Origin of the sequence: Prevotella sp. AGR2160, from assembly GCF_000424185.1 — a bacterium.
In the GTDB taxonomy this organism is placed as follows: domain Bacteria; phylum Bacteroidota; class Bacteroidia; order Bacteroidales; family Bacteroidaceae; genus Prevotella.
Window position 1 is genome coordinate 24,463 of sequence record NZ_AUJK01000004.1, and the last position, 17,117, is coordinate 41,579.

Genomic DNA, 17,117 nt, shown 5'->3' on the forward strand with positions numbered 1-17,117 from the left:
CTATATTTGCAATGTGTGTTTTTCATGGTATTAGATTTAAGGTTAACAATTTTGGGCCTACAGCGGTAGGCCTTTTTTTATGCATTTACGAAATACCGTGATGAATAAGCGGAAAAAATTTGCTCAAACAAAAAGTTTTTTATATTTTTGCGGCATTAACAGTCTTTACGGCAATTTATGAAGAAATACATTCTACTCATCTGTCTCCTGCTGACAGGTCTTTGCTGCCAAGCTCAACAGACCTTCCGCAATCCGATCATCCCGGGATATCATCCTGACCCGAGCATCTGTCGTGTCGGCGATACCTTCTATCTCGCCAACAGCAGTTTCTGTTCCTTCCCCAGTGTCCCGCTCTCCGAGAGTAAGGATCTCATTCACTGGCGACAGACGGGCAACATCCTGACACGGGACAGTCAGTTGAATCTTAAGGGCGCCACGTCATGGACAGGTATTTATGCCCCTACTATACGTTACAATGACGGCACCTGGTACATGATCACCACCAATGTCGGCAACGGCGGCAACTTCATGGTCACGGCCACGAAGCCCGAAGGTCCCTGGAGCGACCCGATATGGCTGAAACAGCAGGGCATTGACCCGTCACTCTATTTCGAGGACGGGAAATGCTATATGTGCAGTAATCCCGGTGATGCCATCTGGCTCTGTGAGATTGACCCCAAAACCGGTCAGCAACTCACTGAGAGCAAGATGCTCTGGCGCGGCGACGGTGGCCGTTATCCCGAAGGACCGCATATCTATAAGAAGGACGGCTATTACTATCTACTCATCTCCGAGGGCGGCACGGAACTGGCTCATCACCTCACCATCGCCCGCAGCAAGAACATCTACGGCCCCTACGAGAGTAACCCTCACAATCCGATACTGACCAACTGCAGTCGGTTGGGAGAAAGCAAGCAGATCCAAGGCACGGGACATGGCGATCTCGTCGAAGCCGCCGACGGCAGCTGGTGGGTCGTTTTCCTGGCTTACCGCAATTTCGGCGGCAGCTATCATCACCTCGGTCGTGAGACATACCTGGCTCCCGTGACATGGAGCGAGGACGGCTGGCCCGTGGTCAATAACGGGCAGCCCATTGATACGCTTATGACGGCCAAGCTATTACCTCAACAAGTTAGCAAAGAGACGATTCAGCAAGAGACAGAAGCTGACATATACGATCCTCAGCAAGGCACAACGACGATTGACTTCAAGCAAGGCGCTGTCGGTCCTTCTTTCGTTTATATTCAGAATCCCATTGCCGAGAACTACCGCTGGCACAACGGCCAGCTGACGCTCACGGCCCATGGCACAATCACGGAGAACAATCAGCCTACCTTCCTCGGATGCCGGCAGACGGCGGCGAAGATGACGACTACTGCCATCGTCTCTTCCGAAGGAGCCGAGGGCGGCCTCTGTCTCTATCAGATCAACGACGGCCATTTCGACTTCGGTGTCACGAAATGTGCCGGCCGTTATATGCAGGTCAGTCTAAAATGTAAACTGAAAAGTATCGACTATACCGTCGCCACGGCTCTCGTCGCCGCCTCCCGCGTCCATCTGAAGATCGACAGTGACGGCAACAACTACACCTTTTATTATAGTAAGGATGGCAAGAGCTATCAAGAGCTCGGCAGCCTCGACTGCAGTCTCCTGAGCACGGAAGTTGCCGGAGGCTTCACGGGAGCTCTCGTCGGAATATATGCCACCGGAAAAGGGCAAGCCTCCTTCAGCGATTTTCAGTTTATCGGGAAATAATATAGCCCACCATCCTATTCGACAGAAAAAACGAAACTTATGTCAACAGCAAAGAAAGCGCAACTCACCGACCATAAATACCGGGTACCCTTCGTGCTCATCACCAGTCTTTTCTTCCTCTGGGGCTTCGCGCGCGCCATCCTCGACGTGCTGAACAAGCATTTCCAGAATGCACTGGCCATCAGCATCACCCGTTCGGCATGGATACAGATTACCACCTATTTCGGCTATTTCCTCATGGCCATCCCCGCCGGATTCTTCATCAACCGATTCGGCTACCGCCGTGGCGTTGTCTGTGGCCTCCTGCTTTTCGCCACGGGCGCCCTACTTATCATCCCCGGCACGATGACGGGGTCCTTCACGGCATTTCTCGGTTGTCTGTTTATCATTGGTGTAGGTCTCGTCTTCCTGGAGACGTCCGCCAATCCTTATGTCACGCAACTCGGACCTACAGAGACGGCCACGAGCCGCTTGAACTTCAGTCAGAGTTTCAACGGCCTTGGTGGTATCTTTGCCACCCTCGCCATCGGACAGTTTCTCTTCAGCAACAACGACAAGGGTGGCAATATCGCCATTCCCTATGCCATCCTAGGCATTATCGTACTCGTCATCGCACTCATCTTCTCACGCGTGGAACTGCCGGAGATCCAATATAAGACCACAGCAGAAGACCGTATGTCGGGCACGAAGATCATGAAACTCTTCAAGCATCATCACGCCTTCGTCTTCGGCCTCCTGGCCCTGCTGGCCTACGAGGTGGCAGAGATCTCCATCAATACCTATTTTATCAACTTCGTCACGGGCATGCACTGGATGACCGACCGCACGGCGTCACTCGTGCTGAGTTGTGCCCTCGCCTTCTTCATGATCGGCCGTTTCCTCGGCTCGTGGGTCATGAGCCGCCATCGTCCGGAGGCTGTACTCTTCGCCTGTGCCACGGGCAGCGTATGCTGCATCGGCATGGTCCTGTGCAATATCGGCGAGCTGTCACTTATCGGCCTGCTCGGCAACTATTTCTTTGAGGCCATCATGTTCCCCACGATCTTCTCCCTCTCCCTCCGCGGACTCGGCAACTTGACGAAGAGTGCCAGTTCACTGCTGATGATGACACCGATCGGCGGCTGTGGCTTCCTCCTCATGGGCCTCCTCGCCGACCGCACACACCTCGTCCTACCCTTCCTCATTCCCTTCACGGCCCTGCTGGTCGTCTTCAGCTATGCGTATTTTGTAAGACACAGTTGGCAAAAGGAAAAACAGACCAACGGAATTTAAGGATATTAAGAAAATTATGTTTCTGTAACAATAAAATTGGCCGCGATTCTTTGGTTTTTCCAAAGAAAATATTAAATTTGCAATCGGTTTCCGAAAAGGGAATCTGTTTCAGTAGTAGGATACTATTCATTTTTTAAAGATCATAGCATTATGGTAAATTACAAAGATCTCGGTCTCGTCAATACACGCGAGATGTTCAAGAGAGCAGTCAGTGGCGGTTACGCTATTCCCGCATTCAACTTCAACAACCTCGAGCAGCTGCAGGCTATCATCACAGCCTCTGCTACGCTGAAGTCTCCTGTTATCCTGCAGGTCTCCAAGGGTGCCCGTAACTATGCTAACCCGATCCTCCTCCGCTACATGGCAGAGGGTGCTGTAGAGTACGCTAAGTCTCTGGGATGCAACCATCCTGAGATCGTTCTCCACCTGGATCACGGTGATACCTTCGAGCTCGTCAAGAGCTGTGTCGATATGGGCTTCTCTTCTGTCATGATCGACGGTTCCAGCAAGCCTTACGAGGAGAACATCGAGCTGACCCGCAAGTGCGTTGAGTACGCTCATCAGTATGATGTTACTGTTGAGGCAGAGCTGGGTGTCCTCGCTGGTGTTGAGGATGAGGTTTCTTCCGAGGAGTCTCACTATACAAAGCCTGAGGAAGTCATCGACTTCAGCAAGCGTTCTGGCTGCGATAGCCTCGCTATCTCCATCGGTACTTCTCACGGTGCTTACAAATTCAAGCCCGAGCAGTGCACACGTGACCCGAAGACTGGTCGTCTGATTCCTCCTCCTTTGGCTTTCGACGTGCTGCATGAGATCGAGAAGAAGCTCCCTGGCTTCCCCATCGTTCTCCACGGCTCTTCTTCTGTTCCCCAGAAGTATGTCGATATCATCAACCAGTATGGTGGCAAGCTGCCTGACGCTGTCGGTATCCCCGAGGAGCAGCTCCGTGAGGCTGCCAAGAGCGCTGTCTGCAAGATCAACATCGACTCTGACTCCCGTCTGGCTTACACCGCAGGTGTCCGTGAGACGCTGGCTAACCATCCTGAGTATTTCGATCCTCGTCAGTATGGCAAGGTGGCACGTGCTTACATGACAGAGATGTACGAGCACAAGATCACCGACGTTCTCGGTTCTGACAACAAGCTCGCTAACCTCGACTAATCTCGAGATTACCAGTCAAAATATAAGCGGATGTCCAAATGGGCATCCGCTTTTTTTTGTAGGTGGCGGCCACCTACAAACGGATCATTCCTGCAATCTCAAGAAAGCCTTGGGGAGATAGTTAATGATATCCCCTGCCGTGAGGCTCTCCTTACCGAGATCTTTCACGGCGAGGTCTCCGGCAAGGCCATGGAGATACATGCCCAGTCGGCAGGCATCGGCCTGACTATAGCCACGGGCGAGAAGGCCGGCAATGATTCCTGTCAGCACATCACCACTACCCGCTGTCGCCATACCGCTATTACCCGTTGGGTTAAATTCCACATGACCATTGGGCAGGCACAACGCGCTGTAATGGCCTTTCAAAATAATATAGGCCTGACGCTGCTCCGCTATCTGCTGCGCTTTATGCAGCCGGTCATAAGAACCGTTACAAGCGATACTGACGAGTCGGTCAAACTCTTTCGGATGCGGTGTGAGGATCATGCCCTGCGGCAGTTGCTCAATCCATGCCCGGTGATTCGCCAGGATATTGATAGCATCGGCATCGATGACAACGGGACAGGTGGCACGGCGTACCTGCGCAATCATGGCAATAGCCGTATTCTCCTGCATTCCCAATCCCGGCCCTATGGCCATGGCACTATAGGGTGATGTCTCTACCGGTTCAGAGAATGCCGTCTCTTCCTTATCCATCTGCAGGACAGCCTCCGGGACAGCGATCTGCATAATCTCGTAGTTACGCCGTGGCGTATGAGCCGTCACCTTTCCCACTCCCGCACGCAGACAGGCACGGGAGGCGAGGATGGCAGCCCCCGACATGCCGTAACTGCCGGCTACGAGGAGAGCATGTCCCATATTTCCCTTGTGGGCAAAATCACTACGCGGCATGAGCTTACGGCGCAACTGACTATCCTCGAGGACCTGATAGACAGAGTCCGTCTTCTCCACGAATTCCGGCGAGAGCATGATATCAAGAACTTTCACGCGCCCGAGATACTGCTGGTTCTCAGAGAAGAACATCGAGAGTTTTTTCTGCTGCAACGTCAACGTAAGGTCTGCCCGAAGGATGTTCTGACGGATATTATACGTATTATCCTCCCCCATTAGTCCCGACGGCATATCGATACTGACAACCTGTGCGTCACTCTGGTTGATATATTTCACCATTGCCGCGAAGCCACCGGCCAACGGCTTGTTGAGTCCACTGCCGAAGAGACCGTCGATGACGAGCGTACCAGCATTCAGTTCTGGCGGATCAAAATCGAGCTTAACCTCCGTAAACTTCACCTTCTTCTGATCGAGGAGCCGCTGGCGGTTGCCGGCACAATCCTCGGAGAGGTGATCGTGGATATTAAAGAGGTACACACTAACGTGGTAGCCGTCATCGGCAAGGAGGCGGCTGACGGCGAGGGCATCGCCACCATTATTCCCCGGACCGGCAAAGACAACAACAGGAGTATTGGCGCTCCATTCGTCCTCGATAGCGCGCTTGATAGCCTTGGCCGCACGCTCCATCAGATCAATGGAGGAGATAGGCTCATGCTCTATGGTATATTTGTCATGCTCATGGATCTGAGCGTTCGTAAAAATCTTCATACGATGCAAAATTAATAAATTTACTTCATTCCATGACCTTTATTCGGGAGATTTTTAGTAATTTTGCAACAAAATATTTTTCAAGCATCATTTCAACGCTTTTTTCAAGCTATGGACAAGGTAAAAATTAAGGACAAAACCTTCAAAACATTCATCCCGGAATCAGAGATTCTGAAACGTGTAGAAGTAGTAGCCAACAAGATCAATACGGATTTTGCCGGGAGAAATCCCCTGTTGTTGGCCGTTCTCAACGGCTCCTTTATCTTCGCTGCCGACCTGATGCGCTATCTCACCATCCCCTGTGAGATTTCCTTCGTCAAGCTCGCCTCCTATGAGGGTACCAGTTCTACCGGAAAGATCAAAACCATGATCGGTCTGAACAATGATATCGCGGGCCGTCCCGTCATCATCGTCGAGGATATCGTCGACACGGGCAATACGATGAAGATGATGCTTAACCAACTCGGCACCCATAACCCCGAATCCATCCATATCTGTTCTCTCCTCGTCAAGCCCGGAAAGCTGCAGGTCCCCTTGAACATCGAATATGCCGCCATGGAAATCCCCAATGACTTCATCGTCGGCTATGGCCTCGACTACGACCAGCAAGGCCGCAACCTACGGGATATCTACGTGCTGGACGAGGAATAAAATAGAATTCTATTGTGAGCTATCAACTCTTATAAAATAAAATGAAGAATATTGTAATTTTCGGCGCTCCCGGTGCAGGTAAAGGCACACAGAGCGACAAGATGATTGAGAAGTACGGCTTCGGACATATCTCCACCGGTGACGTGCTCCGCAATGAGATCAAGAATGGTACAGAACTCGGCAAGACCGCCAAGGCTTATATTGACAAAGGACAGCTGATCCCCGATGATCTCATGGTCAATATCCTGGCCAGTGTCTACGACACCTTCGGCAAGGATCATAAGGGTGTCATCTTCGACGGTTTCCCCCGCACCATCCCGCAGGCAGAGGCTCTGAAGAAGATGCTCGCTGAGCGCGGCCATAAAGTGGCAGCCATGATTGAGCTCGCCGTTCCTGAGGACGAACTGATGAAGCGCCTCATCGAGCGCGGTAAGATCAGTGGCCGTAGTGATGACAACGAGGAGACCATTAAGAAGCGCCTCAATGTCTACCACACACAGACGGCTCCCCTCATCGACTGGTATGAGAAAGAGGGCATCCACCATCACGTGGAGGGCCTCGGCACGGTCGACGAGATCTTCGCTCGTATCTGCAAGGTTATCGACAACCTGTAAATTCATTGAACATGATTGTCATGTCCCATTATTGCGGAACATGGCAATCATGTCCTTACATTTAAAAAACATCCCAAACAAATTATATTTATGCCAGAATCCAATTTCGTAGACTATGTGAAGATTTATTGCCGCTCAGGAAAGGGAGGCAGAGGATCCATGCATCTGCGCCACGTGAAGTACAACCCCAATGGTGGTCCCGACGGTGGTGACGGTGGGCATGGCGGCAGCGTGATCCTGCGCGGCAACCATAACTACTGGACCCTCCTCCATCTGAAATACCAACGGCATGTCTTCGCCGAACATGGTGGCAATGGTGGTCGTGACAAATGCCACGGCACCGACGGTAAGGATGTCTACATCGATGTTCCCTGTGGCACCGTCGTCTACAATGCGGAAACGGGCAAGTATATCTGTGACATCACCTACGACGGTCAGGAGGTGGTTCTTCTCAAGGGCGGCCGCGGTGGCCTTGGCAACTTTCAGTTCCGCACCTCCACTAACCAGGCACCGCGCTATGCACAGCCGGGAGAGCCCATGCAGGAGATGACGATCATCCTCGAGCTGAAACTTCTGGCAGATGTCGGTCTCGTCGGCTTTCCCAATGCCGGTAAGTCGACGCTCCTCTCCGCCCTCTCCAGTGCCCGTCCGAAGATCGCCAACTATCCCTTCACAACGTTGGAGCCTTCCTTGGGTATCGTCAGCTATCACGACCATAAGAGTTTCGTCATGGCCGATATCCCCGGCATTATTGAGGGCGCCAGTGAAGGCAAAGGCCTCGGACTCCGTTTCCTCCGCCATATCGAGCGCAACTCTCTGTTGCTCTTCATGGTTCCCGGAGATACCGACGACATCAAGAAAGACTACGAGGTCCTTCTCAATGAGTTGAAGAAATTCAACCCCGATATGCTCGACAAGCACCGCGTCCTTGCCGTTACGAAGTGTGACCTTCTCGACGACGAGCTCATCGACATGCTGAAAGAAACACTCCCCACCGACCTCCCTGTGGTCTTTATCTCTGCTGTTACGGGCAAGGGACTCGACGAGTTGAAAGATGTGCTGTGGCGCGAACTGAACTCCGAGAGCAATAAGCTCCAGGAGATTACGGCTGAGGACACCCTCGTCCACCGCGACAAGGACATGAAGCAGTTCAATGCTGAGCTGCAGGCAGAAGGTGAGGATGAGGACATCGAATATCTCGATGACGACGCTATCGAGGATGCCGACGACGTTGAAGAAGTAAAAGATTAAAAAAGTAAAGAAGTAATAAGTTGGACCGCACTCTAAAATTGGATCGAGGAGAATTGAAAGTTATGGCACCGGAACTATTCTATTACAGTTTGGGAGCATCAGTCACCGCCTTCTCCACGACCCGACAGGGTGGTGTCAGCGAGGGCAACTATGGATCATTCAATATCAATGCTTACTGCGGAGATACGGTTTTTGCCATCCAACAAAATAGGAAGCTACTGGCAGAAACACTGCATATCTCCGATGACCATATCATCATGCCCCATCAGGTCCATCACGCCGTCAACCACATCATCGATCTAACTTTCCTCGCCCTCTCTGCAGACAAACAGACAGCTGCCCTCGAAGGGATTGACAGCCTGACAACTGATATCCCGGGAATCTGCATCGGCATTTCTACGGCTGACTGTGTCCCCGTTCTCCTCTACGACCCCGTCCACCATGCCTCCGCCGCCATTCATGCCGGTTGGCGCGGCACGGTCCAGCGGATCGTTGAGCATACGGTCCAGACAATGCAGACCACTTATCATACCGATCCCCATGACCTTCATGCCGTTATCGGTCCCTGTATCTCTCTTGATGCCTTTGAGGTCGGTCAGGAAGTCTACGACGCTTTTGCCGCCGAGGGCTTCGAGATGAAAAAGATCGCACGTCATTACAAGAAATGGCATATCGACCTTCCTGTCTGCAACTGGCTGCAACTGGAACATACCGGTGTGCTGGCAAAGAATATCATTCTCTCCGGCATCTGTACTTATAACAGCAGTGACCGCTTCTTCTCCGCCCGAAAACTCGGACAACAATCTGGCCGCATCTATACAGGTATCATTTTAAAGAAGTAAAGAAGTTAAAAAGTAAAGAAGCAAAAAAGTAAAAGCCCCTATGAAACAAATAAACCGAAAACTATTCTACATTTCGATCCTCCTGCCTTTCTTTCTCCTTGTCAGCGCCTTCATGCCGGCTAGGAAGACTTTCACTACCGCAGAACAACAACAGATTAACATTGCTACCCCTGGGCTCTTCCGCAAAGGGCCTTCTTTCACCATTGATCTTAGCCAACTCAGCAAAAATGGCTATTCATTCCCACTGCCTGTGGGAAAGGCACTGCAACGACAGGACTTTCTGGAGATCACGACGAGTAAGGGCGATGCCGTCAAGGCCATGTTCGACGGTACCGTCCGACTGAGTCGTAAGACCACACAGTATGGCAACGTCATCGTCATCCGCCACGACAACGGACTGGAGACCGTCTACGCCAACAACGCACAGAACCTCGTCGATGTCGGCGACCATGTCCGTGCCGGACAGACGATCGCCATCGTTGGGGAACGCAACGACCGCATCTACTGCCTCTTCTCCATCATGATCAATGGCTCCCGTATTAATCCCGCCATGCTGCTGGAGCTTCGCAGTCATCAGCTTCGTCAAGAGACCCTCATCTGCAAACGAACAGGCAGAAATGTCCGCCTCTCTGTCTCCGGCAATACCACAGAGGAAAGCGCCAGAGCAGCAGCAGAGCGTCACAGCAAAGGCCTCATAGTCAACAGCCTCGATCCCGACGATGCCGGCGATGATCCCTTTCTGACCAACAGCACCTTCCGCCTTGACCTTCAGAAACTCGAGAAGAATCACTGGGCCTATCCCCTCCCCGGCAGTCATGTCATCAGTCCCTATGGCGGCCGCCGCAATCATGCCGGTGTGGACATCAAGACCCGTCCCAATGATCCCATCCTTGCCGCCTTCGACGGTATCGTCATGCGCAGCGGGCCCTATTATGGTTATGGCAACTGCATCGTCATCCGTCACGCCTATGGCTTCGAAACCCTCTACAGTCATCAAAGCCGGAATATTGTCAAGATCGGCCAACATGTCAAGGCTGGTCAAGTCATCGGCTATACGGGGCGAACGGGTCGCGCCACAACGGAGCACCTCCACTTCGAAATCCATTTCAAAGGGCGCCGTATCAATCCCGCCATGCTCTTCAACCATAGTGAGAAGCGCCTCCAGGCCTCCACGCTCATCCTGCAGAGCAATGGTAGCGTGAAGAAGATGTAGGGATTCATTTATGATAGTCCGTGCTACCGCCCATGTAGGAATATGATAATCATGTCCCTACACTTGAGGCAGAACAAGTATAACTATTAAAAATAAAAAAAAAAGCGTTTTTTCCACAACTATTCCCGGGAATTTTGTAACTTTGCACACTGATATATCAAATTTTAAAAAATATATGGCTGAAGCAAAGAAAATCAAGACTGCGTTGATCTCAGTCTTTCACAAAGATGGTCTCGAAGAGCTGCTGAAGAAGCTAAACGAGGAGGGTGTAAAATTCCTCAGCACCGGTGGTACACAGAAATTTATTGAGTCCTTGGGCTATGACTGCCAGAAGGTAGAAGATGTCACCACCTATCCTTCCATTCTTGGTGGCCGTGTGAAAACCCTGCATCCGAAAATCTTCGGAGGCATCCTGGCGCGTCGTGACAATGCCGGCGACCAGGCTCAGATGAAAGAATATGATATTCCCGCTATAGACCTTGTTATCGTTGATCTCTATCCATTTGAGCAGACCGTAGCCAGCGGTGCCAGCGAGCAGGATATTATTGAGAAGATTGATATCGGCGGTATCTCCCTCATCCGTGCCGGAGCCAAGAACTTCAAGGATGTCGTCATCGTCCCGAGCAAGGCAGAGTATCCTGTCCTCCTCGACATTCTCAACAAGAAGGGTGCCCAGACGGATATTGAAGACCGCAAGATGTTTGCCGAGCGCGCCTTCGGCGTGAGCAGTCATTACGACACGGCTATCCACGCGTGGTTTGCCAAATAAACGGAATGCCAGCCCGGAGAATTTTTCTCCGGGACCAACAAAAGAAATAAAAAACAACAAAAAGAAAAATGGGATTTTTCTCTTTCATACAAGAAATTGCGATGGACCTGGGAACGGCCAACACGATCATCATCAGTGATGACAAGATCGTTGTCGACGAGCCCTCTGTCGTGGCCCTTGACCGCCGTACGGACAAGATGATTGCCGTAGGCGAGAAAGCCAAAATGATGTACGAGAAGACGCATGACAACATCCGTACCATCCGTCCGTTGAAAGATGGTGTCATCGCCGACTTCACGGCTTGCGAGCAGATGATGCGCGGTCTGATCAAGATGGTGCATACGGGCAGCCGTTTCTTCTCCCCCTCTCTGCGTATGGTCATCGGTGTCCCCTCCGGTTCCACGGAGGTAGAGCTCCGCGCCGTCCGCGACTCTGCCGAGCATGCCGACGGCCGTGATGTCTACCTCATCTTCGAGCCCATGGCTGCCGCCATCGGTATCGGTATTGATGTCGAAGCACCTGAAGGAAATATGATCGTCGATATCGGCGGTGGCTCCACGGAAATCGCCGTCATCTCCCTCGGCGGTATCGTGAGCAACAACTCCATCCGTACTGCCGGTGATGACCTCACGGCAGACATCCAGGAATATATGAGTCGTCAGCATAACGTGAAGATCAGTGAGCGTATGGCTGAGCGTATCAAAATCCATGTCGGCTCTGCTCTCACCGACCTCGGCGACGAGGCTCCGGAGGATTTCATCGTCCATGGACCTAACCGTATCACGGCTCTGCCTATGGAGGTGCCCGTATGCTATCAGGAGATTGCTCATTGCCTCGACAAAACGGTGGCAAAGATTGAGAATGCCGTTCTCTCGGCCCTTGAGAACACACCGCCGGAGCTCTATGCCGACATTGTCAAGAACGGTATCTGGCTCACTGGTGGTGGTGCCCTGCTCCGCGGACTTGACAAGCGTCTCGAAGATAAAATCAATATTCCGTTCCATATTGCTGACGATCCGTTGCACAGTGTTGCCAAGGGTGCTGGCGTGGCATTGAAGAATGTCGACCGGTTCTCCTTCCTCATGCGCTAACGGGCCGTGGTAGGGGCCTGCCCCGTGTACGCCCTTCTTTCCGGGGGCTGCCGCCGTGCATGCCTCAAAACCATGTAGGGACGTATCTCCATGCCTGCCGCAGGCTCGCATCATGGAGATATGCCCCTACTTGCGCATAAAGATTATATGAGGAATTTAATAGAATTTCTGACCAAATACAACCACTGGTTTCTCTTTATCCTCCTTGAGGTGATCAGCATGGTCCTGCTCTTTCAGGGTAACAGTTATCAGGGCAGTGTATGGTTTTCATCCGCCAATATCCTTGCGGGGAAGATCTACGAGTGGAATGCCGATCTCGACCAGTTCTTCTCCCTTTCAGCCGTCAACGAGCAGCTCACCCAGCGCAACGTGTTCCTTGAGCGTGAGGTGGAGGATCTCAACGAGCGGCTGATGAAGGCCACCAAGGATACGACGGCGATGAAACATAACCAGTTTGCCCTGCTCAACAGTTACAAACTCATCCCCGCGAAGGTCGTCGACAACTCCATCAACAAACTTGACAACTTCATCACCATCGACAAGGGTTCCCTCGACGGAATCCATAAAGACATGGGTGTCGTCAGCGGCACCGGTGTGGTGGGCATCATCTACCTCGTTGGCCTCCACTACTCCGTCGTCATCCCTGTCCTCAACAGTCAGAGCAATATCAGCGTATCCATTCAGGGCCGCGGCTATTTTGGTTACCTCCACTGGCGTGGTGGCAGCAGCCGCCATGCCTGGGTCGATGACGTGCCCCGCCACGCAAAGTTCCGGCTTTACGATAAGGTTGTCACGAGTGGCTATTCCTCCGTATTTCCTCCCGGTGTAATGGTCGGCAAGATTCTTCATGTCTATAACTCTCCCGACGGATTAAGTTACCGCATGATGGTTGAGTTGGCTACCGACTTCGGTGATCTGCGTGATGTCTGTGTCATTGATGACGCGATGATGAAGGAGCGCATCCAGATCATGCGCGCCGCGGAAGATTCCATCAAACCTAAAGAAGAAGGAGAGGAGAACAACTGATATGAATATAGAAACGATCAACCGGATACTGACATTCATCGTCCTTGTGCTCGCACAGGCCTTGGTGCTCAACCATATCCATCTCTTCGGCATGGCGACGCCACTGCTCTACGTGATGTTCGCACTCCATTTCCGCCGCAACTATCCGCGGTGGGGCGTGCTACTGTGGTGCTTCGGCATCGGACTGGCCGTTGACACCTTCAGCAACACTCCCGGTGTTGCCGCCGGTTCCATGACGCTCATTGGACTCCTCCAGCCCTATGTCATGCGGCCCTTCATCCCACGCGACAGTGCCGACGACTTTACGCCTTCCATTCGCACGATGGGCTTCTCCCCATTCTTCTATTACATGTTCACCCTGGTGGTGGTCTACTGTACGATATTCTTCTCCTTGGAGCAGTTTGAGTTCTTCAGCAGTCTCCGATGGTTGGGCTGTGTCATGGGCAGCATCATCCTCACGACGCTGCTTATCATTGTCATCGAAAATCTAAGGAAGAAATAATCACTTTATGGAGGAAGTCAGAAAATGATGAAAGATTTTGAGTTGGACAACCGACGCTATGTCATCGCAGGCATTGCCATCGCTATAGTGGTGATCTACTGCATCCGCCTGTTCTCCCTGCAAGTGATGAGTGATGACTATAAGAAAAATGCCGACTCCAACGCTTTTCTTAAACAGATCGAATATCCTGCCCGTGGTGCCATCTATGACCGCACGGGTAAGCTGCTGGTGTTCAACCAGCCTTCCTACGATCTGATGATTGTCACCAATGAGGCCAAAGGCCATCTCGACACCCTTGACTTCTGTCAGTCGCTCGGTATCACCGTAGAGCAGTTTCGTCAGCGTCTGGCCGATATCAAGGACTACAGCAAGAACCCGGGCTATTCGAAGTTCACCCAACAGGTGTTTATGACTCAGCTCTCCGACAAGGACTATAGTGTCTTCCAGGAGAAGATGTTCCGCTTCCCTGGTTTCTATATCCAGCGCCGTACCATCCGTCAGTATGAGTATCCTTATGCTGCCCATGTCCTCGGTGACGTCGGTGAAGTTAACGATGCTGATATTGAGGAGGATCCTTACTATCAGGCCGGTGACTATATCGGTAAGATGGGTATAGAGAAGAGCTATGAGAAAGATCTGCGTGGCATCAAAGGCGTACAGATCCTGCTGCGTGATGCTCATGGCCGTATCCAGGGCCATTATCAGAATGGCAAATACGACCGTCGTCCTGTTGCCGGCCGTGACCTGACGCTCGGAATCGACATCCGCCTCCAAGCCCTCGCCGAGCGTATGCTCGAAGGCAAGATTGGTGCCGTTGTGTGTATCGAGCCCTCCACGGGTCAGGTGCTCTGTATGGCTTCCTCCCCTACCTATGATCCCCGTAAGCTCGTAGGAAAGATGCGTGGCAAGATGCATAAATACTTGTCGCATAACGTTTGGAAGCCATTGCTGAACCGTAGCATCCAGGGCCAGTATCCGCCGGGCTCTACCTTCAAGACCTCCCAGGCGCTGACGTTCCTCACGGAGGGGATTATCACGCCGCAGACACAGTATCCCTGCAACCACGGCTTCAACTACAAAGGTCTGCACGTTGGTTGTCACGGCCATGCGTCTCCGCTGTCGGTGATTCCGGCCATCCAGACCTCGTGCAACGGCTTCTTCTGTTGGGGTCTCTTCCACATGATGTCCGACCGTGCGAAATATCCCACCGTACAAATTGCCATGAACCGTTGGCGTGACTATATGGTCTCCATGGGCTTCGGCTATAAGCTCGGCATCGACCTGCCGGGAGAGAAGCGCGGTCTGATCCCGAACGCACAGTATTATGACCATGCCTATAAAGGCTCATGGAACGGTCTGACGATCATCTCCATCGCTATCGGTCAGGGAGAGGTGAACCTCACACCGCTGCAGATCGCCAACCTCGGTGCCACCATCGCCAACCGTGGTTATTACTATATTCCCCATGTGGTAGCGAAGATCAAAGGTCGCCATCTCCCTGCGAAATACTTTAAGAAGCACTGGACAATGGCTAACCGCGCCGCCTATGACGTTGTCGTCGCCGGTATGCGCGCCTCCGCCCTCGGCGGTACGTGTAAGGCGCTCAACGGTCTGCCCTTCCCGGCTTGCGGAAAGACGGGTACGGCGCAGAACCGTGGCCAGGACCACTCCGTCTTCATGGGCTTCGCACCGATGAACAAGCCCAGGATCGCCATGGCGGTCTATGTCGAGAATGGTGGCTTCGGTGCTGACTTCGCCGTACCTATCGGTAAAGTTCTAATGGAACAATATATCACAGGTAAACTCAGTAAGGCTGCCGAGAATGAGGCTGCCGAACTTCAGAAACGTAGAATAGCTTATGGAAAGGCCAATCGATAATGTTCGTCAGCCGAGTGTTCTCGGTTCCTTAGACTGGTGGACGGTAGCCATCTACCTCGCCCTCCTCATCTTCGGCTGGTTCAGTGTCTGCGGTGCCAGCTATACCTATGGTGAGAACGACATCTTCAGTCTGGCAACGCGCTCAGGCATGCAGATTATATGGATCGCCACGTCCATCGTCCTGGGCTTTGTCATCCTCATGCTCGATGACCGTTTCTACGACACGTTCTCCTATATTATATACGGAGCGTTTCTCCTCCTTCTCTTCGCTACGATCTTCAACCCGCATACCATCAAGGGCTCACGGTCGTGGCTCGTTCTGGGACCTCTGCGTATGCAGCCGGCAGAGTTTGCGAAGTTTGCCACGGCACTGGCCGTGGCGAAGTTCATGTCGACCTATGGCTTCGACATCCATAAATGGAAGCATTTCGCTGTCGCCGCCGGCATCGTCATCCTCCCCATGCTGGAGATCATCGCCCAGCGCGAGACGGGCTCCGCCCTCGTCTACCTGAGTTTCTTCCTGATGTTCTACCGGGAAGGAATGCCGGGAAGTATCCTCTTCACAGCTGTGGCGATGGTGGTCTATTTCGTCGTGGGTATCAAGTATGAACAAGTATTTCTCTGGGACGGTCACACGTCAGTAGGGAAATTCGTTGTTCTATTGCTCGTCCAGGCCTTCACGTCAGGGATGATATGGGTGTATTGCAAACAGAAGTTGCAGGCTCTTCAGGTGATGGGCATCATGGTCGCCGTGACCATCGCCGCCATTCTCTTCTCCTTCTTCGTGATCCATTTCGATGTTGTCTACGTACAACTCGCCATCTGTGCCGTAATGATCGGTTATCTCATCTTCGTAGCCATCTCCGCCCAATGGAAGAACTATCTCTATATCGCTTGCTTCGCCGTAGGCTCCATCGCGTTCTTCTACAGTGCCGACTTCGTACTCAACGATGTCATGGAACCGCACCAGCGCGTACGTATCAACGTCCTCCTCGGCCTAGACGAGGATCCTGCCGGTGCCGGCTATAATGTCCACCAAAGTGAGATAGCCATCGGATCGGGGGGACTGGCCGGCAAGGGGTTCCTCAACGGTACACAGACGAAGCTGAAGTTCGTGCCGGAGCAGGACACCGACTTCATCTTCTGTACCGTCGGTGAGGAGGAAGGGTTCCTCGGTTCCGCCGGCGTGCTCTGTCTCTTCCTCGCCTTGATCCTGCGGCTCATCAAACTGGCGGAGCGACAACCATTCCGCTTTGGACGTGTCTATGGCTATTGCGTCCTGAGCGTATTCCTATTTCATGTATTCATCAATGTGGGAATGGTATTAGGTCTGACACCGGTCATCGGAATTCCGCTGCCGTTTTTCAGTTATGGTGGTAGTAGCCTCTGGGGCTTCACCATCCTCCTCTTTATCTTCCTGAGAATTGATGCGGGAAGAAACCTTATTCGTAATTGACGCCTATGCGTCAATTACGAATAACACGTTTCCTTTG

At 52.3% G+C, this 17,117-nt stretch carries 15 protein-coding genes; 14 read left to right on the forward strand and 1 reads right to left on the reverse strand.

What is annotated here, in order from left to right; translation table 11 throughout:
* Positions 1-177: 177 nt before the first annotated feature.
* The 3 genes from G604_RS0103965 to G604_RS0103975 all read left to right on the forward strand — a co-directional run bounded on the left by G604_RS0103965 (position 178) and on the right by G604_RS0103975 (position 4,188).
* The gene (locus G604_RS0103965; protein ID WP_028909428.1) at positions 178-1,755 is read left to right on the forward strand and encodes a glycoside hydrolase family 43 protein; all 1,578 of its coding nucleotides are present in this window, start codon (positions 178-180) and stop codon (positions 1,753-1,755) included.
* A 39-nt stretch (positions 1,756-1,794) separates the two neighbouring features.
* On the forward strand, positions 1,795-3,027 hold the full coding sequence (locus G604_RS13445; RefSeq protein ID WP_036904565.1) for an MFS transporter: 1,233 nt from the start codon (positions 1,795-1,797) through the stop codon (positions 3,025-3,027).
* A 147-nt stretch (positions 3,028-3,174) separates the two neighbouring features.
* Positions 3,175-4,188: a class II fructose-bisphosphate aldolase gene (locus G604_RS0103975; RefSeq protein ID WP_028909429.1), complete on the forward strand. Its 1,014-nt coding sequence runs from the start codon at positions 3,175-3,177 to the stop codon at positions 4,186-4,188.
* A gap of 84 nt (positions 4,189-4,272) precedes the next feature.
* Here the strand turns inward: G604_RS0103975 and G604_RS0103980 are convergent, their stop codons facing one another.
* Positions 4,273-5,787 carry a bifunctional ADP-dependent NAD(P)H-hydrate dehydratase/NAD(P)H-hydrate epimerase gene (locus tag G604_RS0103980; RefSeq protein ID WP_028909430.1) on the reverse strand — a complete coding sequence of 505 codons (1,515 nt, stop codon included), beginning with the start codon at positions 5,785-5,787 and terminating at the stop codon, positions 4,273-4,275.
* A 111-nt stretch (positions 5,788-5,898) separates the two neighbouring features.
* Here G604_RS0103980 and hpt point away from each other — a divergent pair, with 111 nt between their 5' ends.
* From hpt to rodA, 11 genes are all read left to right on the forward strand, one after another.
* On the forward strand, positions 5,899-6,438 hold the full coding sequence (gene hpt / locus G604_RS0103985) for a hypoxanthine phosphoribosyltransferase (protein WP_028909431.1): 540 nt from the start codon (positions 5,899-5,901) through the stop codon (positions 6,436-6,438).
* 41 nt (positions 6,439-6,479) lie between these two features.
* Positions 6,480-7,052, forward strand: a complete 573-nt coding sequence (locus tag G604_RS0103990) for an adenylate kinase (RefSeq protein ID WP_028909432.1) — start codon at positions 6,480-6,482, stop codon at positions 7,050-7,052.
* Between the two features lie 90 nt (positions 7,053-7,142).
* Complete coding sequence (obgE, locus tag G604_RS0103995) at positions 7,143-8,303, forward strand: GTPase ObgE (RefSeq protein ID WP_028909433.1); 1,161 nt, start codon at positions 7,143-7,145, stop codon at positions 8,301-8,303.
* A gap of 62 nt (positions 8,304-8,365) precedes the next feature.
* Positions 8,366-9,145, forward strand: a complete 780-nt coding sequence (pgeF, locus tag G604_RS0104000) for a peptidoglycan editing factor PgeF (protein ID WP_028909434.1) — start codon at positions 8,366-8,368, stop codon at positions 9,143-9,145.
* Positions 9,146-9,185: 40 nt separating this feature from the next.
* Positions 9,186-10,358, forward strand: a complete 1,173-nt coding sequence (locus G604_RS0104005) for a peptidoglycan DD-metalloendopeptidase family protein (protein WP_028909435.1) — start codon at positions 9,186-9,188, stop codon at positions 10,356-10,358.
* A 175-nt stretch (positions 10,359-10,533) separates the two neighbouring features.
* Positions 10,534-11,127, forward strand: a complete 594-nt coding sequence (locus G604_RS0104010; protein ID WP_028909436.1) for an IMP cyclohydrolase — start codon at positions 10,534-10,536, stop codon at positions 11,125-11,127.
* A 68-nt stretch (positions 11,128-11,195) separates the two neighbouring features.
* Entirely contained in the window at positions 11,196-12,218 is a 1,023-nt protein-coding gene (locus tag G604_RS0104015; RefSeq protein ID WP_028909437.1) for a rod shape-determining protein, read from the forward strand.
* Between the two features lie 147 nt (positions 12,219-12,365).
* Positions 12,366-13,244, forward strand: a complete 879-nt coding sequence (gene mreC, locus G604_RS0104020; RefSeq protein WP_028909438.1) for a rod shape-determining protein MreC — start codon at positions 12,366-12,368, stop codon at positions 13,242-13,244.
* Position 13,245: 1 nt separating this feature from the next.
* A complete protein-coding gene (gene mreD / locus G604_RS0104025; RefSeq protein WP_028909439.1) occupies positions 13,246-13,746 on the forward strand; it encodes a rod shape-determining protein MreD in 501 nt (166 codons plus the stop codon).
* 27 nt (positions 13,747-13,773) lie between these two features.
* Positions 13,774-15,624, forward strand: coding sequence for a penicillin-binding protein 2 (mrdA, locus tag G604_RS0104030; RefSeq protein WP_028909440.1), 1,851 nt, complete (start codon positions 13,774-13,776; stop codon positions 15,622-15,624).
* A complete protein-coding gene (rodA, locus tag G604_RS0104035) occupies positions 15,605-17,080 on the forward strand; it encodes a rod shape-determining protein RodA (protein WP_028909441.1) in 1,476 nt (491 codons plus the stop codon). The genes mrdA and rodA overlap by 20 nt, the downstream gene beginning before the upstream one ends.
* Positions 17,081-17,117 lie beyond the last annotated feature (37 nt).

Excerpts from the sequence above, each read along its gene's own strand:
- G604_RS0103965 (WP_028909428.1), top strand. The coding sequence starts at position 178 with ATGAAGAAATACATTCTACTCATCTGTCTCCTGCTGACAGGTCTTTGC.
- G604_RS13445 (WP_036904565.1), top strand. The coding sequence starts at position 1,795 with ATGTCAACAGCAAAGAAAGCGCAACTCACCGACCATAAATACCGGGTA.
- G604_RS0103980 (WP_028909430.1), bottom strand. The coding sequence starts at position 5,787 with ATGAAGATTTTTACGAACGCTCAGATCCATGAGCATGACAAATATACC.
- hpt (WP_028909431.1), top strand. The coding sequence starts at position 5,899 with ATGGACAAGGTAAAAATTAAGGACAAAACCTTCAAAACATTCATCCCG.
- G604_RS0103990 (WP_028909432.1), top strand. The coding sequence starts at position 6,480 with ATGAAGAATATTGTAATTTTCGGCGCTCCCGGTGCAGGTAAAGGCACA.
- obgE (WP_028909433.1), top strand. The coding sequence starts at position 7,143 with ATGCCAGAATCCAATTTCGTAGACTATGTGAAGATTTATTGCCGCTCA.
- pgeF (WP_028909434.1), top strand. The coding sequence starts at position 8,366 with ATGGCACCGGAACTATTCTATTACAGTTTGGGAGCATCAGTCACCGCC.
- G604_RS0104005 (WP_028909435.1), top strand. The coding sequence starts at position 9,186 with ATGAAACAAATAAACCGAAAACTATTCTACATTTCGATCCTCCTGCCT.
- G604_RS0104010 (WP_028909436.1), top strand. The coding sequence starts at position 10,534 with ATGGCTGAAGCAAAGAAAATCAAGACTGCGTTGATCTCAGTCTTTCAC.
- G604_RS0104015 (WP_028909437.1), top strand. The coding sequence starts at position 11,196 with ATGGGATTTTTCTCTTTCATACAAGAAATTGCGATGGACCTGGGAACG.
- mreC (WP_028909438.1), top strand. The coding sequence starts at position 12,366 with ATGAGGAATTTAATAGAATTTCTGACCAAATACAACCACTGGTTTCTC.
- mreD (WP_028909439.1), top strand. The coding sequence starts at position 13,246 with ATGAATATAGAAACGATCAACCGGATACTGACATTCATCGTCCTTGTG.
- mrdA (WP_028909440.1), top strand. The coding sequence starts at position 13,774 with ATGAAAGATTTTGAGTTGGACAACCGACGCTATGTCATCGCAGGCATT.
- rodA (WP_028909441.1), top strand. The coding sequence starts at position 15,605 with ATGGAAAGGCCAATCGATAATGTTCGTCAGCCGAGTGTTCTCGGTTCC.